Source organism: Pseudomonas sp. NPDC077649 (assembly GCF_044542855.1).
Taxonomy (GTDB): domain Bacteria; phylum Pseudomonadota; class Gammaproteobacteria; order Pseudomonadales; family Pseudomonadaceae; genus Aquipseudomonas.
This window is the reverse complement of the sequence record NZ_JBITVF010000002.1, coordinates 319,325-342,015: the sequence shown is the minus strand read 5'-3', so window position 1 is coordinate 342,015 and position 22,691 is coordinate 319,325. Positions and strand designations below refer to the sequence as shown.

Sequence of the window (22,691 nt, the reverse complement as noted above, 5' to 3'; positions counted from 1 at the left end):
CCCTCAACGCGCCATACGCGCCGAAACGAAGATGGCGCTGACGATCAGCGCGCCGCCGGCCAGCATGCGCAGGGTCGGCTGCTCGCTGAACAGCCACCAGGCGAAGAGGATGCCGTAGACCGGCTCCAGGGCGAAGATCACCGCCGTGGTGCGTGCCTTGAGTACGCGCAGGCTGGCGACGAACAGGCTGTGCGCCAGGCCGGTGCAGAAGATGCCGAGCATCGCCAGCCACAGCCAGTCCATCGGCCGCACGCTGGGCAGCAGCGGCCAGGCCAGCGGCATGAAGCAGACGAACACCGTGATGTTCTGGTACAGCGCCGCCTGCACCGGGTCGAGGCCGCGGGTGCTGGCGCGGTTGAGCAGCGACAGCAGGGCGAACAGGAAGCCGGACAGCACTGCCCACAGCAGACCGCCGGTGGCGCTGCTGGCGAGGCTGAATTCCGGGGTCACCAGGATCAGCCCGAGGCAGACCACGGCGACCATGGCGAACTCGATGGGCCGGGTGCGCTCGCGAAACAGCAACCCCTCCAGCAGCACGGTGAAGGCCGGGAAGCTGGCGAAGCCGAGTGTGGCGATGGCCACCCCGGAGACCTTCACCGCCTCGAAGAAGGTCACCCAGTGCCCGCCCAGCAGCAGGCCGCCGAGGCCCAGCAGGGCGAACTGGCGCAGGCTCGGGCGTACCGCGTTGCGGCTGCGCCAGAGCAGGGCGGCCAGGCCCAGGGCGAGAATGGCGAAGATCGCCCGGCCGCCGGCGATCATGTTCGGCGTGGTCGCCGCCAGTTTGCCGAAGATGCCCGACAGGCCGAACAGCAGGGCGCCGAGGTGAATCGCCAGCAGGGCGTTACGTTCCTTCATGCCAGGCGCGCGCCGTTGGGCAGCGGCTTGTCGAAGCCGGCCAGGACCACGTGGTTGTCGCTGTCATAGACCCCGGTCACCAGCACCTCGGAGCGCACCCCGGCGATGCGCTTGGGGGCGAAATTGCACACGCACAGCACCTGGCGGCCGAGCAGTTCGGCGCAACTGTAATGCGCGGTGAGTTGGGCGCTGGACGTCTTGATGCCCAGTTCGCCGAGGTCCACCTCCAGCACGTAGGCGGGTTTCACGGCTTTGTCGTTGGGGCGCGCCGAACGGATGGTGCCGACGCGCAGCTCCACCTTCTCGAAATCCTGCCAGTCGATATGTTGCATGGGTCACTCCTGGTTACTGACGCGCAGTCTAGGCGCCTCGCGCAGGGCTGTCTGTCGCAGGAGTTGCGGGTTTTGTCGTCGGACTCTCGTAGGTTGGCGCCGAGCGCAGCGAAGCCCAACAGGGAGCGCCTGGCGCTGCGCTCGGTGATCGCATGGCGTTCTGCGCGGCGATCGCCGTTGGGCTTCGGCGCTGCGCGGCTCAACCCAACCTACGCGTTGCGGCGCAATTGCCGCGGGGTCATGCCCAGGTGGCGGGAGAGTGCGGCGGTAAAGGCGCTCTGCGAGCTGTAGCCGACCCGCGCGGCCACCTCGCCGACGGCCAGGTCGCTGCCGCGCAGCAGGCGTTCGGCCAGCTGCAGGCGCTTGTCGCGGATGTGTTCCATCGGCGTGCGCCCGGTCTCGGCCAGGAAGCGGGCGTGGAAACGCGCCACCGACAGCCCGGCCAGGCGCGCCAGGTCGGCGACCTGCAGCGGGTGCGCGGCGTGCTGCTCGATATGCCGGTCCAGCGCCGCCAGCGGCAGGCCGCCCGGGCGCGCCTCCTGGCTGGCGCAGGCCAGGCTGCCGAGCAGCAGGGCGGCGCCCTGATTGGCGATCACCGCGTCGTTGATCGGGCTGCTGGCGAGCCAGCCGAGCAACTGGCCCTGAACCGGATCGAGCTGCAGCGCTCGCGGACTGTCCAGCAGGCGCTGGATGTCGCTCGCATGGTGGCCGAGCTGGCGTTCGAGCCAGTCGTTGGCCGGCAGGTCCAGCACCAGGCACTGGCTGCCCTGCGGGCTGCCGCAGGCGTGGCGGGCGCCGGCCGGCACCACCGCCAGTTGGTGGCGCCGTACCCGGCTGCCCTGGCCGTCCACCTCGAACTGCAGCTCGCCGGCCAGGCCGAACACCAGCTGGGCATGGTCGTGGCTGTGGCACAGCAGTTCATGGCTGTAGTGACGCAGGGACAGGATCGGGGGCATGGCGGCTTCCTCGGCAACGCCGGCAGTGTACCGCCTGTCCGGGGCTGGCGCCTCGTCATCGAACGGTCTTTTGCCTGTCACAAGCCTTTCACCGCCAGCGCTCAAGCTCGTCGAAACCCAGCCGGAGCCCGCCCATGACCAGCGCCCAGCTCGCCAAGCCCAGCCGCAAGCAACGTGTCCGCACTCTGTGGATCTCCGACGTGCACCTCGGCACCCGCGACTGCCAGGCCGAGCACCTGGCGGCCTTCCTCAAGCGTTATTCGGCCGACCGCATCTACCTGGTCGGCGACATCATCGACGGCTGGAAGCTGCGCGGCGGCATCTACTGGCCGCAGGCGCACACCAACGTGATCCGCCGCCTGCTGACCATGAGCAAGCGCGGCACCGAGGTGATCTACGTCACCGGCAACCACGACGAATTCCTGCGCCGCTACTCCAGCCTGATGCTGGGCAATATCCAGTTGGTCGACGAGGCCGAGCACGTCACCGTCGACGGTCGTCGTCTGCTGGTGATCCACGGCGACCAGTTCGATGTGATCACCCGCTACCACCGCTGGCTGGCCTTTCTCGGCGACTCGGCCTACGAGTTCACCCTGACCCTCAACCGCTGGCTCAACCATTGGCGCAGCCGCTGGGGCTACGGCTACTGGTCGCTGTCGGCCTACCTCAAGCACAAGGTCAAGACCGCGGTGAACTTCATCAGCGACTTCGAGGAGGCCATCGCCCACGAATGCGTCAAGCGCGGCCTGCAGGGCGTGGTCTGCGGCCATATCCACCACGCCGAGATTCGCCAGGTCGGTGGCGTGGAGTACATGAACTGCGGCGACTGGGTGGAGTCCTGCACCGCGCTGATCGAGCACTGGGACGGACAGATCGAGCTGTACCGCCTGGCCGAGGCGCAGGCGCGTCTGGCCGGCGAGGAGCAGGCCGCCGCCGTGCTCGAGAGCGGCGCATGAGGATACTGATCGTCTCCGACGCCTGGACGCCGCAGGTCAACGGCGTGGTCACCAGTCTGCAGGCCCTGGTGCGCGAGCTGCGCGGCCTGGGCCATCAGGTCAAGCTGCTGTCGCCGGCGGACTTTCGTGCCGTGCCCTGTCCGACCTACCCGGAGATTCCGCTGGTGTGGAACCTGTGGCGGGTCGGCGCGGCGATCCGCGACTTTCGTCCCGACTGCGTCCACCTGGCCACCGAGGGGCCGCTGGGCTGGACGGCGCGGCGCTGGCTGGTCAGGCGCGGCCTGGCCTTTTCCACGGCTATCCACACCCGCTTTCCCGAATACGTCAGCACCCGCTGGCCGTGGATCGCGCCGCGCTGGGGCTATGCCTTCCTGCGCGCCTTCCATCGCCCCAGCCAGGCGGTGCTGGTGACCACCGAGCGGCTGCGCGAGGAGTTCGCCGGCTGGCACCTGCAGCGCCTGCAGCTGTGGCGCAAGGGCGTCGATAGCGAACTGTTTCGCGTCGACGGCGAGCGCCCGCGGCCGCCGCGGCCGATCTTTCTCTACGTCGGGCGCATCGCCCCGGAGAAGAACCTCGAGGCCTTTCTCGATCTGGACCTACCCGGCGAGAAGCGCGTGGTCGGCGACGGCCCGCAGCGCGAGGCGTTGCAGGCGCGCTATCCGCAGGTGCGCTTTCTCGGCTATCGCCATGGCCGGCAACTGGCCGAGGCCTACCAGGATGCGGCGGTGCTGGTGTTCCCGTCGCGCACCGATACCTACGGCCTGGTGATGCTGGAGGCGCTGGCCTGCGGCACGCCGGTGGCTGCCTATCCGGTGGCCGGGCCGCTGGACGTGCTGCTGCAAGGACAGAGCGGGGTGATGGACGAGGATTTGCGCAGCGCCTGCCTGGCGGCGCTGGAGCTGCACCGAGGGCGTTGCGCGGAGCTGGCGGCGGCGCAGTCCTGGCGCGCCTCGGCGCTGGAGTTTCTGGCGTTGCAGCCGCTGATCGATGGTGAGCCGGTGCTGGGCAAGGTGCTGGCGGACGGCCGTTAGCTGGCTCGCTCGGTGCGCACCGCGCCCCCCGCACGAGCGTGCGCCAAGCTACAGAATGACCTTGTCGCGCAGCTTCTCGGCGGCCTGGTTGAGCGCCTGGATCACCCGCTCTTTGTCGAAGTTCTGGATGCCGTTGGTGTCCAGGTACATGGAGAAGCCCGGCAGTTCGTGCTCGACGTAGCTGGAGGTGGCGCCCAGGTCGCGGCGGAAGTCCACCACCTGGTAGATCTGCACCGGGCGGGTGAAGCCCTTGACCGCGATCTGGCCCTTGTCGCGGCACATGATCACGTCCTTGACCAGCGAATAGGTCTCGTGGGAGATGAGGATCTCGCCGGATTCGGCGGCACTTTCCAGGCGGCTGGCGAGGTTCACGTCGCGGCCGATGATGGTGTAGTCCATGCGCGTGTCGGCGCCGAAGTTGCCCACCGTGCAGTAGCCGGTATTGAGCCCCATGCGGATTTCCAGCGGCTTGGTGATGCCCTGGGCGCGCCATTGCTGACGCAGCACCTTCATGTGCTTGCGCATGGCGATGGCCATGGACACCGCCGCCACCGCGTCCTTCTTGGCGCCCTGGCTGCTGGGGTCGCCGAAGAAGATCATCACCGCATCGCCGATGAACTTGTCGATGGTGCCGCCGTACTTCAGGCAGATCTTCGACATCTCGTTGAGGTAGGTGTTGAGCAGGTCGGTCAGCGCCTCGGCTTCCAGCTCCTCGGACAGCTCGGTGAAGCCCTTGATATCGGAGAAGAACACCGTGAGCTTCTTGCGCTGGGTCTCCAGGCGCACGCTCTTCTTGCCGGTGAAGATCGACTCCCACACCTGCGGCGACAGGTATTTGGCCAGGTTGCGCGCCAGCCGCGCGGCCTTTTCCTGCTCGCGCTTGATCTCGCTGCGCACCTGGGCCAGGCGCAGGCCCTGCTGGTTGACGAAGTAGGCGGTGATGCAGATGTACAGGGTGGCGAAGAGGATACTGACCAGCGCCACCAGGGTCGGGGTGTCGGTATTGAGATGAACTTCCACCAGCGCGGCGCACAGCGCCAGGCTGCTGCCGGCCACCAGCAGGGCCAGGCCCAGGTAGCGCAGGCCGCCGATGACCAGGGCGCTGAAGCTCAGGGTGAGCAGGAACATCAGGCTGGGCACGCTGGAAAAGCCCAGCAGCACCGCGGCCGCGCCGGCATGCAGGGCGTCGATGAACAGCAGGGCGAGGTCGGTCTGCCCGGGGTGGTCGCGTTTGAAGCGGCGGCTGAGGTTGTGCGCCAGGTGCGGGTAGAGCAGGGCGTAGGGCACCATCCACAGGATGTCGTAGGCGAAGTGGCCGACGACGGTGCCGGCGGCGATGCTGGCGGCCGTGGCGATATAGGCCAGTACGCGCGAATAGTATTCGCGCAACGGCGGCGTCGGCAGCCCGTTGACACGGCTGGGGGTGGCTGACTTCATCTGCTGAAACTATCCCTGCTGGATTTCTGGCGTCTCTTGCTGGACGCCTGGAGTGGTCTGCAAGACCTGAGCCAGGAGCTCGGTGGGCGAGGATCATAACCAAGGGGGGGCGGTCAGCCAAGCGCGACCGCCGAGTGGCGCCAAAGTAACGGCAGGCGGTCGGTGGGAGGCTCCGTAGGGTGCGCGGTGCGCACCGCTGACAGGAAGGCCGGTGCGTGCGGCGCACCCCAAGAGGTGGCTGAAACCCTGCGACTAGAAGCGGATGCGGCCGGTAAAGGCATCCTTGAGCATCACCCAGTCGCCCATCAGGCTGTACAGCGGGTACTGGAAGGTGGCCGGGCGGTTCTTCTCGAAGACGAAGTGGCCGACCCAGGCGAAGCCGTAGCCGGCAAGCGGCATGGCCAGCAGCCACAGCCACTGCTGGGTGGCCAGGGCATAGGCGAGGATCGCCAGCACCAGCAGGCTGCCGACGTAGTGCAGGCGGCGGCAGGTGGGGTTGCTGTGTTCCTGCAGGTAGTAGGGGTAGAACTCGGCGAAGCTCTGGTAGCGTTCGGTGGTCTGGGCGGTCATGGCGCACCTCCTGTTATTGTCGGCGTCAGTCTCTCGGGCATGCCAGGCAGGCACCCCCACATCATGAAGAACCACACAGCATGCCCACCGCCCTAATCCGGCGCTTCGCGCCACCTCCTCCCGCAGGCAGAAGGGTATAAGGAAGGTACCGCTGTGCACTATCACATTAATTCGGCTGTCTCCCTGGGCCACTGACATAAGGTGCCAGTTTAGTATCCTTGCGCCGCCAAGCCGGGCGTTGACGGCCTGATCCAACCTACAAGAACAAGAGCATGAGCGAGAGAACCACATCCTCCAGCTGGGCCCTGGCCATAGTGCAGGCGCTGGAGCTGGGCGGCGTCGACTGCGCCAGGCTGTTTGCCGAGCTGGGCCTGGATTACGCGGCGTTGAGCGACCCCGACGCGCGCTTTCCGCAGGACGCCATGACCCGCCTGTGGCAGCGCGCGGTGGCGTTGTCCGGCAACCCGGCGATCGGCCTGAACATGGCGCAGGTGGTGCGTCCGGCCTCCTTCCACGTGGTCGGCTACGCGCTGATGTCCAGCCGCAACCTGCGCGACGGCTTCACCCGCCTGGTGCGCTACCAGCGCATCATCGGCGAGGGCGCCGACCTGAGCTTCCTGCCTCAGCCCGACGGCTATGCGCTGACCCTGGCGATCCACGGCGACCGCCTGCCGCCGGCGCGGCAGAGCGCCGAGGCGTCGCTGGCCTACTGCCTGGCGTTCTGCCGCTGGATGACCGGCAAGCCGATCCGTCCGCGCGAGATCCGCCTGCAGGGGCCGCCGCCCGCCGATCTGGCGCCCTACCAGCAGGTGTTCCAGGCGCCGCTACGGTTCAATGCCGAGCACTACGGGCTGATCTTCGAGCGCGGCGATCTGGAGGCGCCGCTGCCCAGCGCCAACGAGGCGCTGGCGCAGTTGCACGACCGGTTCGCCGGCGACTACCTGGCGCGTTTCTGCGGCAGCCGCGTCACCCACCAGGCGCGCCAAGTGCTGTGCCGCCTGCTGCCGCAGGGCGAGCCGCGCCGCGAAGTGGTGGCGCAGGCCCTGCACCTGTCGCAGCGCACCCTGCAGCGGCGCCTGCAGGAGGAGGGCACCAGCTACCAGCAACTGCTCGACGACACCCGCCGCGAGCTGGCCGAGCAGTACCTGGCGCAGCCCAACCTGACCTTGCTGGAAGTCGCCTACCTGCTCGGCTTCGCCGACCCGAGCAATTTCTTCCGCGCCTTCCGCCGCTGGTTCGAGGAAACCCCGGGCGAGTACCGCGCGCGGCTATGAAGGGGCCGTAGCCCGGATGCCATCCGGGCTACGCCCCTTGCGAATACGGGTTCGGGGGATTTCAGCTCGGCCAGGCAATCCGTTGCCTGCGCGCCTCGGCCCTGGGCGGGAGCCGCGGATCCGAACGGCTTGTTCTCAGTGGCGCCAGAAGGCGGGCAGCAGCAGCACCAGCACGGTGAGGATTTCCAGGCGGCCCAGCAGCATGCCCAGGGTCAGCAGCCACTTGGCCAGATCCGGCAGGCTGGCGTAGTTGCCGGCCGGGCCGACCACTTCGCCCATCCCCGGGCCGACCCCGGAGACCATGGCCGCGGCGCCGGTCAGGGCGGTGATCCAGTCCACCCCGCACATGGCCACCGCCAGGGCCAGGCCGGCGATGGTGATGGTGTAGAAGAAGGCGAAGGCGAGGATCGAGCGGACGATGTCCTCGTCCAGGCGGTGGCGGTTGTATTGCTGCTTGATCACCGCGCGCGGGTGGATCAGCTGCTTGAGGTTGGCCTTGAGCAGAATGTAGGCGACCTGGAAGCGGAAGATCTTCAGGCCGCCGGCGGTGGAACCGGAGCAGCCGCCGACGAAGCCCAGGTAGAAGAACATCATGCTGGCGAAGGGGCCCCACAGGTGATAGTCGCCGACGGCGAAGCCGGTGGTGGTCATGATCGAGGTGATGTTCACCGCCACATGGCGCAGCGCGTCGAGCCAGTGCAGGTCGGTGGAGAGCCATTTCCAGCCGGTCAGCACCAGCCAGCTGCCCAGCAGCAGCACGAGAAAGCCGCGCACCTGCGCGTCGCGCGTCAGGGCCCGGTAGTTGCCGCGCAGGGTGGCGACATAGAGCACGAAGGGCAGGCTGCCGAGCACCATCACCAGCACCGCGACCCAGTGCACCGCAGGCTGCTGCCATTTGCCCAGCGAGGCGTCGGAGGTGGAGAAACCGCCGGTGGCGATGGCCGACATGGCATGGTTGATGGCGTCGAACAGGTTCATGCCGGCCAGCCAGAAGGCCAGCACGGCGAAGCTGCTGAGGCCGACATAGGCCAGCACCATGTACTTGGCGACCATGTGCGAGCGCGGCATGACCTTGTCCGAACGGTCCGAGGACTCGGTCTGGAACAGGCGCATGCCACCGATGCGCAGCATCGGCAGGATCGCCACGGCCATGGCGATGAAGCCGATGCCGCCGAGCCAGTGCAGCAGCGAACGCCAGATCAGGGTGCCCGGCGACATGTCGTCCAGGCCGCTGAACACCGTGGCGCCGGTGGCGGTGATGCCGGACATGCTCTCGAAGTAGGCGTCGGTGATGCTGGCGCGTTCGGCGAAGAGGAACGGCAGGGCGGCGAAGATCGACACCATCACCCAGCTCGACACCGTCAGCATGTACATGTCACGCGGGCGCAGCTGGGTCTGCTGCGGGCGCCCCTGGGCGACCATGGCCACGCCGACCAGCGCGGTGATCAGGCTGGACCAGAGGAAGGCATTGATGCCCTGCGGCTGCTCGAACGCCAGCAGGGTGCCGATCGGCACCAGCATGCTGACCGCCAGGGTGATCAGGAAGATGCCGTTGATGAAGGCGAGGATACGCAGGCTGGACAGGGACATCGGCTCAGTGCTTCCAGAAACTGCGGGTGACCAGCACCAGCACGGTGAGGATTTCCAGGCGGCCCAGCAGCATGCCCAGGGTCAGCAGCCACTTGGCCGAGTCTGGCAGGCTGGCGAAGTTGCCGGCCGGGCCGATGGTCGGACCGAGGCCCGGGCCGACGTTGCACACTGCGGTGGCGGCGCCGGTCAGCGCGGTGACCCAGTCCAGGCCGACCAGGGTCAGGGCCAGGGCCAGCACGCCGATGGTGATGGTGAAGAAGAAGGAGAAGGTGATCAGCGAGCGGACGATCTCCTCGTCCAGGTTGTGGTTGTTGTACTGCTGCTTGATCACCGCGCGCGGGTGCACCAGCTGCATCAGGTTGGCCTTGAGCAGCACGTAGGCGACCTGGAAGCGGAAGACCTTCAGGCCGCCGGAGGTGGAGCCCGAGCAGCCGCCGACGAAGGTCAGGTAGAAGAACAGCAGCACGGCGAAGCCGCCCCAGGTGGTGTAGTCGCCCAAGGCGTAGCCGGTGGTGGTGACCACCGAGGTGACGTTGACCGCGACGATGCGCACGGCGTCCAGCCAGCTGTGCTCGGAGTGCAGCCACAGCCAGGTGCCGAACACCAGCCAGGTCAGCAGCAGGAAGCCGAGGAAGCCGCGTACCTGGTGGTCGCGCAGCAGCGCCTGGCGGTTGCCGCGCACGAAGGCGACGTAGAGCATGAAGGGCAGGCCGCCGAGGATCATCAGCAGCACGGAGGTCCAGTGCACCGCCGGTTGGGGCCAGTTGGCCAGGGACGAGTCGGAGGTGGAATAGCCGCCGGTGGAGATCGAGGTCATCGCGTGGTTGATCGCCTCGAAGGGGTTCATGCCGGCGGCCCAGTAGGCCAGGAAGCCGAGCCCGGTGAGGGCCAGGTAGACCAGCAGCAGGTACTTGGCGGCCATGTGCGAGCGCGGCATCACCTTCTCGCCCCAGTCCGAGGACTCGGTCTGGAACAGGCGCATGCCGCCGACCCGCAGCAGCGGCAGGATGGCCACGGCCATGCCGATGAAGCCGATGCCGCCCAGCCATTGCAGCATCGAACGCCAGATCAGGATGCCCGGCGACATGTCGTCCAGGCCGACCAGCACGGTGGAACCGGTGGTGGTGACGCCGCTCATGGTCTCGAAAAAGGCGTCGGTGTAGCTGATATGGGCAATGAGCATCATCGGCAGGGCGGCGAAGCAGCACACCACGCTCCAGCTGCCGGTGGTCAGCAGGTACATGTCGCGCGGGCGCAGCTGGGCGTTCTGCGGGCGCCCGGGAATCACCAGGGCCAGGCCGGCGACCAGGGTGATCAGGCTCGACCAGAGAAAGGCGTCGAGGTCTTCGGGGTGTTCGAAGATCAGCAGGGTGAGCATGGGAATGACCATGCTCACCGCCAGAGTAATGAGAAAGATGCCGATGATGAAACCGATGATGCGCAGCGTCGGCAAGGCCATGGAGTGGGCTCTGGGAGGTTGCAAAAGGCGCCATTCTACCCGCGGACGGGCGGCTGTAAACCGCCGCGGACGGGGCTTTACAAGCGCATGGCGGAGAATAGAATAGCTGCCAGTTGCCGGCGTCCGCCGGTTTCCGAGTCCTCCTCAAATGTCCGACGCTAATCCCTGCCTCACGTGCGGTGCCTGCTGCGCGTTTTTTCGTGTGTCCTTCTTCTGGGGCGAGTGCCAATCGGCCGGCGGTAGCGTGCCGGACGAGCAGGTCATCCAGATCAGCCCGCACTACGTCGCCATGCGCGGCACCGAAAGCAAACCGGCGCGCTGCACCCAGCTACTCGGCGAGGTCGGCTGCGGCGTGCGCTGCACCCTGTACGAACAGCGCTCGAGCAGTTGCCGCGAGTTTGACGCGTCCTGGGAGAACGGCGTGCACAACCCGCGCTGCGACGAGGCGCGCCAGGCCCACGGCCTGCCGCCGCTGACGCCGCCGATCCAGCCGGTGGTGTCGCCCGATCGCGTGGCCTGAGCCGGCGTCGCGCGGCGCGGGCCTGCTAGAATGCCGCCTCTTTGATTCTCGGAGGTGGCCGATGGAGGCTCTCGACGCTCTGCTCAACCGTGTTTCCGTTCCCCGTCTGGTCGACCCGGCGCCGAGCGCGGTGCAGCGCGAGCTGTTGTTTCGCGCGGCCCTGCGCGCGCCGGATCATGGCCAGCTGCGGCCCTGGCGCTTTCTCACCGTCGAAGGCGAGGCCCGCGGGCGCATGGGTGAGCTGTTCGCCGAGGCGCTGCTGGCCGGCGACGCGCAGGCGCCCGCCGAGGCGCTGAGCAAGGCACGCGGCATGCCGTTGCGGGCGCCGCTGCTGGTGGTGGTGATCGCCCGGTTGCAGGCGCATGCCAAGGTGCCGGCGCAGGAGCAGCTGATCGCCGCCGGTTGCGCCGCCCACGGCATATTGCTCGCCGCCCATGCCCAGGGCATCGGCGCGGTCTGGCGCACCGGCGACCTGGCCTACAACGCCCAGGTGGCCAAGGGCCTGGGGCTGGGTGCGGACGAGCGGATCGTCGCCTACCTCTATCTCGGCACCCCGGAACGCGAGCTGCGCCGGCCGCCGGAACTGGCGGTCGAGGATTTCGTCAGCGCCTGGAACGGCTGAGAGCGTCCCCGTCCGGCGAGCCTGGCACCAGCCCGATCGCATCCGGACTACGGGCGATTCTGAGGTTGCAGCGGCAGGCTGAGCGTGGCGACGAAACCGCCCTCCGGGTGGTTGGCCAGCAGCAGTTCGCCGCCATGGCGCTGCGCGGCGCGGCGGGCGATGGCCAGGCCCAGGCCATGGCCGGCGCCGTTCTGCCCCGGCGCGCGAAAGAACGGCTCGCCCAGGCGCTGCAGATGATCGGTCGCCACCCCGGGGCCGTGGTCGCGCACGTTGAGCAGCAGGCGCTCGCCCTGGCGCCGGACCTCGATCTCGATGGGTTGCCCGCTCGGGTTGAAGCGCAGGGCATTGCGTAGCAGGTTGTCCAGCGCCCGTTCCAGCAGATCCGGCCAGCCGTGCAGCGCAGCGCCGTGCTCGAGGCGGATCTGCAGGCGCTGCTCGGGTGCGATCAGGCTCGCGTCCTCTTGCAGCTTGCCGAGCATTGCGGCGAGGTCGACGGGCTGTGCGGCGCCGAGGTCGGCATCCAGGCGGGCGAGGGCGAGAATCTCGCTGATCAGCGCCTCCAGGCGGTCGCACTCCTGGTTCAGGCGCGGCCACAGCTTATCGCGCTCGGCCGCCTCGGCGCGTTCGGCCAGGGCCAGGGCGATGCGCAGGCGCGCCAGCGGCGAACGCAATTCGTGGGAGACGTCGCGCAGCAGCTGGCGCTGGCTGCCGATCAGCCCCTGCAGGCGCTCGCCCATGCGGTTGAAGTCCTTGGCCAGCAGGCCCAGTTCGTCGCGACGGGTGGCCAGGCGCGCCAGGCTGTTCTGCTGGTAGGCGGTCTGCCCGAGGTCGTGCACGGCGCCGCGCAAACGATCCAGCGGGCGGGTGATCGACAGCGTCAGCAGCAGGCTGAACAGGGTCAGCACCACCAGGGCGATGCCCAGCGCGCTGAGCGGCCAGAACAGGCTGCCGCGGTGCCAGGCGGCCAGTTCCGGGTGGGGGATGCGGTAGATGAACAGGTAGCTGTCGCCGCTCTCCGGGCTGGTGTACTCGGCGGTCAGGCGACGCCAGGGCAAGCGGCGGGCCTCGCCGTGGCGGGCTTCGAAGGCGGCGGCGCGAGGCGGGAAGGTGCCCTTGACCAGCGGCTGGCCGCTCTCGCCGATTACCTGGGTGTTGATGCGATATTTTTGCTTGCGCTGTTCGAGGAACTGCTGGGCGGCGTGCGGGCCTTGCTGCTCATAGCGCTTCACCCACTTGCGGTCGAGGTCGTCGAGGCCCGGGTGCAGGCTGAGAACCCAGGCGTCCTGGTTCAGCGCGCGGCCGAGCAGCATGGACAACCCGGCGACCAGGGCGATGGCCAGCCAGAAACTGGCGAAGATGCGCCAGAACAGTGAACGCACGGTGATTCCTCATGCGAAAGCCCGCCGCTTCGGGGAAGCGGCGGGCCGTGGGTTGAGTCGGCTCAGTTGCCCTGGCCTTCCTTCTCGGCCTTCCAGGCCTTGAACTCGGCCATTTCGGCGCGGCGCGCCTCCATCTTCTTCTGGTGTTCGTCGAAGGCCTTCTGCTGCTCGGGATTGAGCAGCTCGCGCAGGGCCTTGTGCTGGTCGGCGCGAGCCTTCTCCAGCTCCTTGTGCATGGCCTGCTTGTCGGCCTCCGGCAACTTGTCCAGGTAGCGCTGAGTGATCTCGCGCTTGCTCTTCATCTGTTCGCCCATCAGCTTGCGAAATTCCTGGCGTTGCTCTTGGCTCAGGTTGAGCTCCTTGAACATGCCGTGGCCGCGGTCGTGATGGCGCGGGCCGCCTTCGTGCATGGGCATGGCCATCGCCAGGGTCGGCAGGGTGGCGGCGAGCAGCAGGGCGGTGAGGGTCTTGCGCATGGTGGTTCTCCTTGTCTCGAAACCGGTCGTTACCGGATGGGCTCAGTATGCGGCGGTCAAGGTCAAGGGCGGTCAGGCCTGGGTAAAGCTTGGGTAAAGGCATTGTTGCGTGGGCTTTACCGGGGCGTGGTGGTATCGAGTGGCGCTGCAGGTGCCGGGTGGAGCCTCGGGTACGCCGGGCGGAGCCGCGGGCGGCTCCCTGTTGGGCTTCGCTGCGCTCAGCGCCAACCTACGGCGCGTAGTAGTAGCCACGGCTGCGCAGGGCGAGGATACGCGGGCGGCCGTCCGGGTGCGGGCCGAGCTTCTTGCGCAGGTTGCTGACGTGCATGTCCAGGCTGCGGTCGTAGAGGGTCAGCTTGCGGCCCAGGGCCAGTTGCGCCAGTGCCTGCTTGTCCAGCGGCTCGCCGGGTTGGCGCAGCAGGGCTTCGAGCAGGCGGCTCTCGGAGACGGTCAGCGGCACGTCGTGCGCGCCGATGCTGACCACGCCGCGGTTGGGGCTGAAGCTCAGGTCGCCCAGCTCCAGCTGGCTGCTGGTCGGCGCCGGTGCGCTACGCCGCAGCACCGCGCGCAGGCGGGCGGTCAGCTCGCGCGGGTCGCAGGGCTTGGCCAGGTAGTCGTCGGCGCCCAGCTCCAGGCCGAGGATGCGATCGAGCGGCTCGCCGCGGGCCGAGAGCATCAGCACCGGCAGTTCCGGATGTTCGCCGCGCAGCTGCTTGAGCAGCTCCAGGCCGCTGCCGTCGGGCAGCATCACATCCAGCACCACGGCGTCCGGCGCCTGCTCGACGAGGGCCTGGCGCGCGCTGCCGGCCTCATGGCAGGCGGTGACCTGGAAGCCTTCCTGGGTCAGCCAGCTGGCCAGCAGCTCGCACAGCTCCTGGTCGTCGTCGATCAGCAGTAAGCGGCTCATGGCGCTCAGTTGATCCACTCGCGGCGGGTCTTGCGGCGGCCGCGCAGCAGGGCGCCGACCAGCACGGAAAGCAGGCTGAGCCCGGCGCCGAGGGCGAACCAGGTCTGCTCCTCGCTGAGCAGGCCGGGCTGCTGCCGGGCCTGGCTCTCCTTGAGCTGCAGGCGCAGGCGCTGGTTTTCCTGGCGCAGGCGTTGCAACTGCGCGGCGCTGTTGGCCTGCTGTTCGCTACGCAGCTGTTCGCTCTGCGCCAGGCGCTGTTCCAGGGTATCGGCCTGCGCCTCGGCCGAGGTGGCCGCGGCGAGCGGCTGGGGAGGTGTTTCCTCGGCTTGCGCCAGGGCGCAGGTCAGCAGCAGGGTAGCCAGCACGGACAGCGGGATCGGGCGCATCGCGATTCCTTGTAAGCGAAAGCAGCGTGGGAGGGATCAGGGCAGCACTTTCTTGAACGGCTTGACCACCACGCTGGCGTACACGCCGGCGGCGCGGTAGGGGTCGGCGTCGGCCCAGCTCTGCGCGGCGGCGAGGGAGTCGAACTCGGCGACGATCAGGCTGCCGCTGAAACCGGCCGGGCCCGGGTCGTTGCTGTCGATCGCCGGGTGCGGGCCGGCCAGCAGCAGGCGGCCTTCCTGCTTGAGCGCCTCGAGGCGGGCGAGGTGGGCGGGGCGAGCGGCCAGACGGTTGTCCAGGGAGTTTTCGACGTCGGTGGCGATGATGGCGTAGAGCATCTCAGTCCTTAGATGGGGTCGATCATGGAGCGGGGGCAGGCTTTTTACTGCGCGGCGGCAGCCAGAAGTCGCATGTGCCGGCATAATAACAAACATCAATCTCAACGAAAGCGCCGCCATGACTGTCGATCTGCACTGCCACAGCACCGCCTCCGACGGCGTCCTGGCCCCCGCCATGCTGGTGAGCCGGGCCTTCGAGCGTGGCGTGCGGCTGCTGGCGCTGACCGATCACGACACCCTGGAGGGGCTGGACGAGGCGCGCCGCGCCGCCGAGGCCCTGGACATGCAGCTGGTCAACGGCATCGAGCTGTCCTGCACCTGGGGCGGCGCCACCATCCACGTGCTGGGCTACGCCTTCGCCAGCGACGCCCCGGCTTTGCGTGCGGCCATCGAGGCGCTGCACCACGGGCGCTGGCAGCGCGCCGAGGAAATCGACCGGCGCCTGGCGGCCAAGGGCATGCCCGGGGCGTTGCAGGGTGCGCGCGCGGTGCAGCAGGAGTTGGGCGACAGCGGCAATGCGCCGGCGCGGCCGCACTTCGCCGAGTTCCTGGTGCGCGCCGGGCATGTGCGCGACCGCGCCGAGGCCTTTCGCAAGTGGCTCGGTTCGGGCAAGTTGGGCGACGTCAAGCAGCACTGGCCGGCGCTGGAGGACGCGGTCGGCACGCTGCGCGCGGCCAAAGCCTGGATCAGCCTGGCGCATCCGTGGCAATACGACTTTACTCGCAGTAAGCGTCGGCGTTTGGTCGCCGACTTCGTTGCGGCGGGCGGGCATGCCCTGGAAGTGGTCAATGGCATGCAGCCGGCCGAGCAGGTCGGCGGCTTGGCGATTCTGGCGCGCGAATTCGGCTTGATGGCCAGCGTCGGCAGCGACTTCCATGCGCCGGGCGACTGGTCCGAACTGGGCATGTACCGCCCGTTGCCCGACGACCTGACGGCGCTCTGGAAGCGCTTCGAACATGCACAGCCACCCGCTGTCACTTCATGAGCAGGGAGCAAACGTGAGTCAGTTTTTCCAGGTTCACCCGGAGAATCCCCAGGCGCGCCTGATCAAACAGGCGGTGGAGATCATCCGCGGCGGCGGCGTGGTGGTCTACCCGACCGATTCGTCCTATGCGCTGGGTTGCGCCATCGGCGACAAGAACGCGGTGGAGCGCATCCGCCGTCTGCGCCAGCTCGACGACAAGCACAACTTCACCCTGGTGTGCCGCGACCTGTCGCAGATCGGCCTGTTCGCCAAGGTCGATACCGCCGCCTTCCGCCTGCTGAAGAACCACACCCCGGGGCCCTACACCTTCATCCTCAATGCCACCCGCGAAGTGCCGCGCATGCTGCTGCACCCCAAGCGGCGCACCATCGGTCTGCGCGTGCCCGGCCACCCCATCGCCCTGGCGCTGCTGGAGCAGCTCGGCGAACCGCTGATGAGCGTCAGCCTGATCCTGCCGGGTGACGACCTGCCGCTGTCCGATCCCTACGAGATGCGCCAGATCCTCGAACACCAGGTCGAGCTGATCATCGACGGCGGCTTCGGTGGCCTGGAGGCCTCCACCGTGGTCAACCTGGCCGACGACGAGCCGGAAATCGTCCGCGTCGGCTGTGGCGATCCCTCGCCTTTTCTCAAGCCCTAGAGAATCAGCGCCACCAGTATCGCCACCAGCAAGATGATGATGAAGTCGGTGCCGCTCAGCGCGCCGGCCACCGGCAGGCTGTCGAGGCGTTGCGACAGGCTGGCGATTTCCGCCGGGGTCATGGCGTCGACCCGTTCGCGGGCCAGTTGCGGCGGTACGTCCATGGCCTGCAGGGCTTGCTGCACGTCGCTGCGGGCGAGCAGGGCGTCGAGCTTGGCGCGTTCGGCGGCGAGGTTCTGTTCGCTGAGGATTTCCTCGGTACCGATCATCTGCGCCTGGGCCGGCAGGGCCAAGGCGAACAGGCAGGCGAACAGCAGGCTGGCGCAGAGGGAGAGGGCATTGTTGTTCATGGTGTGCTCCCGGTGGGTTGTCGTGGGCCCCGGCGCGGCGAGCCGGCGCCGGCATCAATGTTTGGACTGGGCGTGGCGGACGGCGTTCCCGTCGGGGTTTTTCCGTTCGGCGCCTGGCTGCCCTATACTTCGCCGCCTTGTCTGTTCGTTTAGGTAAACCGGTTTGAGCCTTATCGACTCCGAGCGGCGCGTGCTGTCGGGCATGCGCCCCAGCGGCCGTCTACACCTCGGGCACTACCATGGCGTGCTGAAAAACTGGGTCAAGCTGCAGCACGAGTACGACTGCTTCTTCTGCATCGTCGACTGGCATGCGCTGACCACCGACTATGCCGAGGTCGGCCAGCTGTCGCAGCACGTCATGGACATGGCGGTGGACTGGCTGGCGGCGGGCGTCAGCCCCAGCTCGGCGACCCTGTTCATCCAGTCGCAGGTGCCCGAGCACGCCGAGCTGCACCTGCTGCTGTCGATGATCTGCCCGCTGAGCTGGCTGGAACGGGTGCCGTCCTACAAGGAGCAGCAGGAGCGCCAGGCCGGCAAGGACCTGTCCACCTACGGCTTTCTCGGCTACCCGCTGCTGCAGGCGGCGGACATCCTGCTGTACCGCGCCGGCGTGGTGCCGGTGGGAGCGGACCAACTGCCGCATATCGAGTTCGCCCGCGAAGTGGCGCGGCGTTTCAACCACCTGTACGGCAGCGAGCCGGATTTCGAACTCAAGGCCGAGGCCGCCATCGGCAAGCTCGGCAAGAAAGCCGGCAAGCTCTACAGCAGCCTGCGCAAGGCCTACCAGGAGCAGGGTGACGGCGAGGCGCTGGAGACCGCGCGGGCGCTGCTCAAGGAGCAGAGCAACATCACCCTGGGCGATCAGGAACGTCTGTTCGGCTATCTGGAGGGCAGCGCCAAGGTGATCCTCGCCGAACCCCAGCCGCTGCTCGCCGAGCTCGCGCGCATCCCCGGGCTGGACGGGCAGAAGATGGCCAAGTCCAGCGGCAACGCGATCTTCCTGCGCGACGGCGACGCCGAGATCGAGGAAAAACTGCGGCGCATGCCCACCGACCCGGCACGGGTGCACCGCGATGATCCGGGCGAGCCGCAGCGCTGCCCGGTGTGGCCGCTGCACCAGCTGTATTCCAGCGACGAGCAGCTGCATTGGGTGGTCAATGGCTGCCGCAGCGCCGCCATCGGCTGCCTGGACTGCAAGGGCGCGCTGTGCACGGCGCTGCAGAGCGAACTGGCGCCGCTGCAGCAGCGCGCCATCGATTACGAGGACAGCCCCGACCTGGTGCGCAGCATTCTCGCCGAGGGTGCCGAGCGCGCCCGCGACGAGGCCCGCGACACCCTGGCCGAGGTGCGCCTGGCCATGGGCCTGAAGTACCGATGAAGGAGCCGCAGCCGATGAGCGAATCCGTCGACAGCCAGGCCGGCGCGCAGCAGGAACTGCCCTTCGCCCTGGTCTACGGCGAGGCGGTCACCGAGCTGCCGCTGGACCTGTATATCCCGCCGGACGCCCTGGAGGTGTTTCTCGAAGCTTTCGAGGGGCCGCTGGACCTGCTGCTGTACCTGATCCGCAAGCAGAACATCGACATCCTCGACATCCCGGTGGCGGAAATCACCCGCCAGTACATGGGCTACGTCGAGCTGATGCACACGGTGCGCCTGGAGCTGGCCGCCGAATACCTGGTGATGGCCGCCATGCTCGCCGAGATCAAGTCGCGCATGCTGCTGCCGCGCTCGGCCGAGGCCGAGGAGGAAGAGGACGATCCACGTGCCGAGCTGATCCGCCGACTGCAGGAGTACGAGCGCTTCAAGGCCGCCGCCGAGGGCCTCGACGAGCTGCCGCGGGTCGGCCGCGACGTCGTCGTGCCGCGCCTGGACGCCCCCGAGGCGCGTGCGCGCAAGCTGCTGCCAGAGGTCAGCCTGGAAGAGCTGCTGCTGTCGATGGCCGAGGTGCTGCACCGCGCCGACATGTTCGAGAGTCACCAGATCACTCGCGAGGCGCTGTCCACCCGCGAGCGCATGAGCGAGGTGCTCGAACGCCTCAAGGGCGGCGCTTTCGTGCCCTTCGTCGAGTTGTTCGCCGCCGAGGAGGGGCGCCTGGGGGTGGTGGTGACCTTTATGGCGGTGCTCGAATTGATCAAGGAATCCCTGGTCGAGCTGGTGCAGAATGAGCCCTTCGCCGCCATCCACGTCCGAGCCCGAGCCGAATGAACCTGACCGACCCCCGCGAACTGGCCCAGTTGCTCGAAGCCTTTCTGCTGGCTTCCGGCAAGCCGCAGTCCCTGGAGCGCCTGTACGAGCTGTTCGAGGAGGGCGAGCGACCGGAGCCGGCGCAGTTCAAGGCGGCGCTGGAGGTGTTGCGCGATTCCTGCGAGGGGCGCGCCTTCGAGCTCAAGGAGGTCGCCTCGGGTTACCGCCTGCAGGTGCGCGAGCGTTTCGCCCCCTGGGTCGGCCGGCTGTGGGAGGAACGTCCGCAGCGCTACTCGCGCGCGCTGCTGGAAACCCTGGCGCTGATCGCCTACCGCCAGCCCATCACCCGCGGCGAGATCGAGGACGTGCGCGGCGTGGCGGTCAACAGCAACATCACCAAGACCCTGCTCGAACGCGAGTGGATTCGCGTGGTCGGCTACCGCGACGTGCCCGGGCGCCCGGCCATGTTCGCCACCACCAAGGGCTTTCTCGACCACTTCAACCTGAAGAGCCTCGACGAGCTGCCGCCGCTGGCCGCCCTGCGCGAGCTGGAGCCGGAGCCCGAGCTGGCCCTGGACGACGACGCCGAGGTGCCGGCAGGGCTGCAGGCGCGTGCCGACCTGGCGCTGCAGGAAGGCGGCGAAGTCGCCGAACCGCGCGAGGAAACCAGTTTCCGTAGCCTGCTGGCCGAACTGGACACCATGGAGCAGGGGTTGAAGACCGATTTCGACGACCTGCGCCTGGTCGAAGACGAGGAGCAGGGCGACGAGCGTATGGCCGACCTGGATGCCGACGAGTCGTTGCATTGAGTCTGTTTAAGCGCGGCATGCAATTCTTCAATCCCGCCTAGGCGCCTGCTGTCTTTATCCTTGCCCGCATTCGATCAATGCCCGCAAGGTGGCCGTCATGAGCAAGAGTCCCTGCATCAAGGTCTGCGAATTCGAGCAGGATATCTGCCTGGGCTGCGGTCGCAGCCGCCAGGAAATCAAGGGCTGGAAGCGTCTGGACAAGGCCGGGCGGCGGGCGCTGCTGGCCGAGGCCGACATGCGCCTGCTGGCGCTGCAGGCGACCGGCCGGCGCAAGTTGTAACTCTCGGCTACCCTAAGAGTCCTGCCGCGCGTATGATTCGCGCCCCTTCGATCATCCGTTACTACACCGGGAGGTGCCCAAGATGACAGAGCACGAACAACCGCGTCCTGCAGGCGAGAAACTGCAGAAAGTCCTGGCTCGTCTGGGCCTGGCCTCGCGTCGCGAGATCGAGACCTGGATCGGCGAAGGTCGGGTCAAGGTCAATGGCGCCACCGCCAGCCTCGGCCAGCGCGTCGACAGCCATGACGCCATCGCCCTCGACGGCCGCCTGCTCAAGCGCGAAGAGATCGCCGGCTCGGTGCGCCGCGTGCTGATCTACAACAAGCCGGACGGCGAAATCTGCACCCGCGACGATCCGGAAGGCCGGCCCACCGTGTTCGACCGCCTGCCGCGGCCGAAAGAGGGGCGCTGGATCAATATCGGTCGCCTCGACATCAACACCACCGGCCTGCTGCTGTTCACCACCGACGGCGAACTGGCCAACCGCCTGATGCACCCCTCCTATCAGATGGACCGCGAGTACGCCGTGCGCGTACGCGGCGAAGTCACCGAGGAGATGCTGGAGAACCTCAAGCGCGGCGTCATGCTCGAGGATGGCCCGGCCAAGTTCACCGACATCAAGGAAGCGCCCGGCGGCGAGGGCTTCAACCACTGGTACCACTGCGTGGTAATGGAAGGCCGCAACCGCGAGGTGCGTCGTCTGTGGGAGTCCCAGGGGCTGGTGGTCAGTCGCCTGAAGCGGGTGCGCTTCGGTCCGGTATTCCTCACCTCCGAGCTGACCATGGGCCGCTGGCGCGAGATGGACCAGCGCGAGGTGGACATCCTCAGCGCCGAGGTCGGCCTGACCCCGCAGGCGCTGCCGGCGATGAAGGAGAAGGTGCGCGAGAAGCTCGATCGTCTGCAGCGCAAGTCGGCCAAGCCGGTGGACCCGCGGGCCAAGCGCGTGCTGCGCCCGGCCGCGGACGAGGCGGCCGGCGAAGGTGTCCGTCCGGCCCGTGCGCCGCGTTCGCAGGGCGGTGAACAACGTCCGCAGCGCGCACCACGCAAGGACAGCGGCGAGCGTCGCGAGGGTGGTCGCGGCACGCCGGTGGCCGAGCGACCGAGCGACGTGAAGAAACGCCAGCCGCGCCCGGCGGTGGAGCTGGCCGAGCGTCCCGCGCGCAAACCGCGCCCGGCTGCGCCGAGCAAGCGTCCGCCGGCCGGCGACGGCCAGCGTCCGGGCTTCGGCCGCAAGCGCTAAGTGTCAGCCAGAAAAAAGGGGCCTCCGTATGGGGCCCCTTTTTTTGTCCTGCCATTCGTGTTGGTCACCCTTGGGGCTACGAACCTGCAGCTTGCCGCGGCCTCTATCCCGCCATGGTCAGGCGATTGCGTCCCTCGCGTTTGGCGATATACAGGGCGCCGTCGGCGCGGCGCAGCAGGCTTTCGCTGGACTCGCCCGGCAGCAGGCTGGCGCAACCGAGGCTGATGGACACCTCGATCGGCCGGCCGCCGTCCAGGCACTGCAGTTCCAGCACGGCGTAGCGCAAGCGCTCGCCGACCAGCGCCGCGGCCTCGCGGCAGGTGTTGGAGAGCACCACGAGAAACTCCTCGCCGCCGTAGCGGAACACCATGTCGATATTGCGCAGCTGGTTCTTCAGGGTCTGCGCCACGGCCTTGAGTACCTCGTCGCCGAGGGCGTGGCCGTGGCTGTCGTTGATCTGCTTGAAGTGATCGATATCCAGCATCAGCAGCGACAGCGGCTGCAGGTTGCGCCGGGCCAGGTCCACCTCGCGCTGCAGTACCTGGTCCATGGCGATGCGGTTGCCGGTGTCGGTCAGCGGGTCGCGCAGCGCGTTCTGCAGCGCGGTGCGGTAGAGCAGGGCGTTGCGCAGCGGAAACAGCAGGCAGGCCAGCAGCGATTCCAGTTGCGCCAGTTCGTCGTCGGCAAAGCGCAGCTTGCGGCGGAAGATCAGTTCGCCCAGGTACTCGCCCTCGTGGCTCAGGCGGTAGCCGGCCGAGTGCGGCGCCCGTTCGCCCAGCTCCAGGCGCAGGTCGTGGGTCGGATGGGCGAAGGCCAGGGCATCGAGCGGCACCAGGCGCTGCACTTCGCGGAAGAACAGGCTGACGATGCGCTCGGCGTCCAGGCTGGTCTGCAGCTGCAGGCCCAGCTGCTGGCGCAGCTCGACCAGGCTGGCGGGCTTGAGTGGCAGGTTGCGGTTGCCGGTGAAGCCCAGACGCTGCAGCTTGGCCGCGTCGAAATCGATGGTGTTGGTCTGGTTGGGGGGAACCATGGAGCTGATCCTCTGGCGCGATGTAGCGACGACGAGAGGGTTAGAGCGAATTTCATGCCAGCTGGTTCAAATGCGGTGAAAGCCCTG

The 22,691-nt window shown here is 68.0% G+C and carries 26 protein-coding genes; 12 read left to right on the top strand and 14 right to left on the bottom strand.

All coding sequences use genetic code 11. The annotated features are described in order from the left end of the window. Positions 1 to 3 precede the first annotated feature (3 nt). The 3 genes from ACIGFL_RS08665 to ACIGFL_RS08655 form a co-directional block, all read right to left on the bottom strand. Positions 4 to 855: a DMT family transporter gene (locus ACIGFL_RS08665; RefSeq protein ID WP_397488529.1), complete on the bottom strand. Its 852-nt coding sequence runs from the start codon at positions 853 to 855 to the stop codon at positions 4 to 6. Continuing rightward, positions 852 to 1,187 carry a tRNA-binding protein gene (locus ACIGFL_RS08660; protein ID WP_397496876.1) on the bottom strand — a complete coding sequence of 112 codons (336 nt, stop codon included), beginning with the start codon at positions 1,185 to 1,187 and terminating at the stop codon, positions 852 to 854. Before ACIGFL_RS08660 ends, ACIGFL_RS08665 begins: the two co-directional genes overlap by 4 nt. A gap of 209 nt (positions 1,188 to 1,396) precedes the next feature. Continuing rightward, entirely contained in the window at positions 1,397 to 2,143 is a 747-nt protein-coding gene (locus tag ACIGFL_RS08655; protein WP_397496875.1) for an AraC family transcriptional regulator, read from the bottom strand. Between the two features lie 134 nt (positions 2,144 to 2,277). Here ACIGFL_RS08655 and ACIGFL_RS08650 point away from each other — a divergent pair, with 134 nt between their 5' ends. Together ACIGFL_RS08650 and ACIGFL_RS08645 are read left to right on the top strand one after the other, a co-directional pair. Beyond that, positions 2,278 to 3,099 (top strand): UDP-2,3-diacylglucosamine diphosphatase, encoded by an 822-nt coding sequence (locus ACIGFL_RS08650; protein WP_021442696.1) that lies wholly within the window; start codon positions 2,278 to 2,280, stop codon positions 3,097 to 3,099. Next, positions 3,096 to 4,130, top strand: coding sequence for a glycosyltransferase family 4 protein (locus ACIGFL_RS08645; RefSeq protein WP_397496874.1), 1,035 nt, complete (start codon positions 3,096 to 3,098; stop codon positions 4,128 to 4,130). Before ACIGFL_RS08650 ends, ACIGFL_RS08645 begins: the two co-directional genes overlap by 4 nt. 48 nt (positions 4,131 to 4,178) lie before the next feature. Here the strand turns inward: ACIGFL_RS08645 and ACIGFL_RS08640 are convergent, their stop codons facing one another. Beyond that, the gene (locus ACIGFL_RS08640; protein ID WP_021442694.1) at positions 4,179 to 5,567 is read right to left on the bottom strand and encodes an adenylate/guanylate cyclase domain-containing protein; all 1,389 of its coding nucleotides are present in this window, start codon (positions 5,565 to 5,567) and stop codon (positions 4,179 to 4,181) included. A gap of 252 nt (positions 5,568 to 5,819) precedes the next feature. Next, complete coding sequence (locus tag ACIGFL_RS08635; RefSeq protein ID WP_021442693.1) at positions 5,820 to 6,137, bottom strand: Mpo1-like protein; 318 nt, start codon at positions 6,135 to 6,137, stop codon at positions 5,820 to 5,822. A gap of 272 nt (positions 6,138 to 6,409) precedes the next feature. Here ACIGFL_RS08635 and ACIGFL_RS08630 point away from each other — a divergent pair, with 272 nt between their 5' ends. Then, a complete protein-coding gene (locus tag ACIGFL_RS08630; RefSeq protein ID WP_021442692.1) occupies positions 6,410 to 7,411 on the top strand; it encodes an AraC family transcriptional regulator in 1,002 nt (333 codons plus the stop codon). A gap of 135 nt (positions 7,412 to 7,546) precedes the next feature. Here the strand turns inward: ACIGFL_RS08630 and ACIGFL_RS08625 are convergent, their stop codons facing one another. Beyond that, positions 7,547 to 9,001: a TrkH family potassium uptake protein gene (locus ACIGFL_RS08625; protein WP_021442691.1), complete on the bottom strand. Its 1,455-nt coding sequence runs from the start codon at positions 8,999 to 9,001 to the stop codon at positions 7,547 to 7,549. Positions 9,002 to 9,005: 4 nt separating this feature from the next. After that, positions 9,006 to 10,460, bottom strand: a complete 1,455-nt coding sequence (locus tag ACIGFL_RS08620; RefSeq protein WP_397496873.1) for a TrkH family potassium uptake protein — start codon at positions 10,458 to 10,460, stop codon at positions 9,006 to 9,008. 148 nt (positions 10,461 to 10,608) lie between these two features. Between ACIGFL_RS08620 and ACIGFL_RS08615 the strand changes: the two genes are divergently transcribed. Next, positions 10,609 to 10,980 (top strand): YkgJ family cysteine cluster protein, encoded by a 372-nt coding sequence (locus tag ACIGFL_RS08615; protein WP_122108531.1) that lies wholly within the window; start codon positions 10,609 to 10,611, stop codon positions 10,978 to 10,980. 61 nt (positions 10,981 to 11,041) lie between these two features. Continuing rightward, complete coding sequence (locus tag ACIGFL_RS08610) at positions 11,042 to 11,602, top strand: nitroreductase family protein (RefSeq protein WP_397496872.1); 561 nt, start codon at positions 11,042 to 11,044, stop codon at positions 11,600 to 11,602. Positions 11,603 to 11,649: 47 nt separating this feature from the next. Here ACIGFL_RS08610 and ACIGFL_RS08605 read toward each other — a convergent pair whose 3' ends face one another. From ACIGFL_RS08605 to ACIGFL_RS08585, 5 genes are all read right to left on the bottom strand, one after another. After that, positions 11,650 to 12,981: a sensor histidine kinase gene (locus ACIGFL_RS08605; RefSeq protein WP_397496871.1), complete on the bottom strand. Its 1,332-nt coding sequence runs from the start codon at positions 12,979 to 12,981 to the stop codon at positions 11,650 to 11,652. Positions 12,982 to 13,043: 62 nt separating this feature from the next. Next, positions 13,044 to 13,457, bottom strand: coding sequence for a Spy/CpxP family protein refolding chaperone (locus ACIGFL_RS08600; RefSeq protein WP_397496870.1), 414 nt, complete (start codon positions 13,455 to 13,457; stop codon positions 13,044 to 13,046). Between the two features lie 229 nt (positions 13,458 to 13,686). Then, the gene (locus tag ACIGFL_RS08595; protein ID WP_021442456.1) at positions 13,687 to 14,364 is read right to left on the bottom strand and encodes a response regulator transcription factor; all 678 of its coding nucleotides are present in this window, start codon (positions 14,362 to 14,364) and stop codon (positions 13,687 to 13,689) included. Positions 14,365 to 14,369: 5 nt separating this feature from the next. Further along, a complete protein-coding gene (locus ACIGFL_RS08590) occupies positions 14,370 to 14,750 on the bottom strand; it encodes a hypothetical protein (protein WP_021442455.1) in 381 nt (126 codons plus the stop codon). 36 nt (positions 14,751 to 14,786) lie between these two features. Further along, positions 14,787 to 15,086 (bottom strand): YciI family protein, encoded by a 300-nt coding sequence (locus tag ACIGFL_RS08585; RefSeq protein WP_021442454.1) that lies wholly within the window; start codon positions 15,084 to 15,086, stop codon positions 14,787 to 14,789. A 118-nt stretch (positions 15,087 to 15,204) separates the two neighbouring features. Here ACIGFL_RS08585 and ACIGFL_RS08580 point away from each other — a divergent pair, with 118 nt between their 5' ends. Together ACIGFL_RS08580 and ACIGFL_RS08575 are read left to right on the top strand one after the other, a co-directional pair. Further along, the gene (locus tag ACIGFL_RS08580) at positions 15,205 to 16,071 is read left to right on the top strand and encodes a PHP domain-containing protein (protein ID WP_397496869.1); all 867 of its coding nucleotides are present in this window, start codon (positions 15,205 to 15,207) and stop codon (positions 16,069 to 16,071) included. A gap of 13 nt (positions 16,072 to 16,084) precedes the next feature. Next, positions 16,085 to 16,711 (top strand): L-threonylcarbamoyladenylate synthase, encoded by a 627-nt coding sequence (locus ACIGFL_RS08575; protein WP_021442452.1) that lies wholly within the window; start codon positions 16,085 to 16,087, stop codon positions 16,709 to 16,711. Here ACIGFL_RS08575 and ACIGFL_RS08570 read toward each other — a convergent pair. After that, a complete protein-coding gene (locus tag ACIGFL_RS08570; protein ID WP_021442451.1) occupies positions 16,708 to 17,061 on the bottom strand; it encodes a PA2779 family protein in 354 nt (117 codons plus the stop codon). The two genes, ACIGFL_RS08575 and ACIGFL_RS08570, sit on opposite strands and share 4 nt — an antisense overlap. A 163-nt stretch (positions 17,062 to 17,224) precedes the next feature. On the opposite strand from ACIGFL_RS08570, the gene ACIGFL_RS08565 reads away from it, so the two are divergent. From ACIGFL_RS08565 to rluB, 5 genes are all read left to right on the top strand, one after another. Then, a complete protein-coding gene (locus ACIGFL_RS08565) occupies positions 17,225 to 18,439 on the top strand; it encodes a tryptophan--tRNA ligase (RefSeq protein ID WP_397496868.1) in 1,215 nt (404 codons plus the stop codon). Positions 18,440 to 18,567: 128 nt separating this feature from the next. Beyond that, positions 18,568 to 19,266: a ScpA family protein gene (locus ACIGFL_RS08560; RefSeq protein ID WP_177342873.1), complete on the top strand. Its 699-nt coding sequence runs from the start codon at positions 18,568 to 18,570 to the stop codon at positions 19,264 to 19,266. Then, positions 19,263 to 20,054: an SMC-Scp complex subunit ScpB gene (gene scpB, locus ACIGFL_RS08555; protein WP_397496867.1), complete on the top strand. Its 792-nt coding sequence runs from the start codon at positions 19,263 to 19,265 to the stop codon at positions 20,052 to 20,054. Before ACIGFL_RS08560 ends, scpB begins: the two co-directional genes overlap by 4 nt. 97 nt (positions 20,055 to 20,151) lie before the next feature. Further along, on the top strand, positions 20,152 to 20,334 hold the full coding sequence (locus ACIGFL_RS08550) for a DUF1289 domain-containing protein (RefSeq protein ID WP_021442447.1): 183 nt from the start codon (positions 20,152 to 20,154) through the stop codon (positions 20,332 to 20,334). Positions 20,335 to 20,416: 82 nt separating this feature from the next. After that, positions 20,417 to 21,574: a 23S rRNA pseudouridine(2605) synthase RluB gene (gene rluB / locus ACIGFL_RS08545; protein WP_397496866.1), complete on the top strand. Its 1,158-nt coding sequence runs from the start codon at positions 20,417 to 20,419 to the stop codon at positions 21,572 to 21,574. A gap of 103 nt (positions 21,575 to 21,677) precedes the next feature. Here rluB and ACIGFL_RS08540 read toward each other — a convergent pair whose 3' ends face one another. Next, positions 21,678 to 22,604 (bottom strand): GGDEF domain-containing protein, encoded by a 927-nt coding sequence (locus ACIGFL_RS08540; protein WP_021444341.1) that lies wholly within the window; start codon positions 22,602 to 22,604, stop codon positions 21,678 to 21,680. Positions 22,605 to 22,691 lie beyond the last annotated feature (87 nt).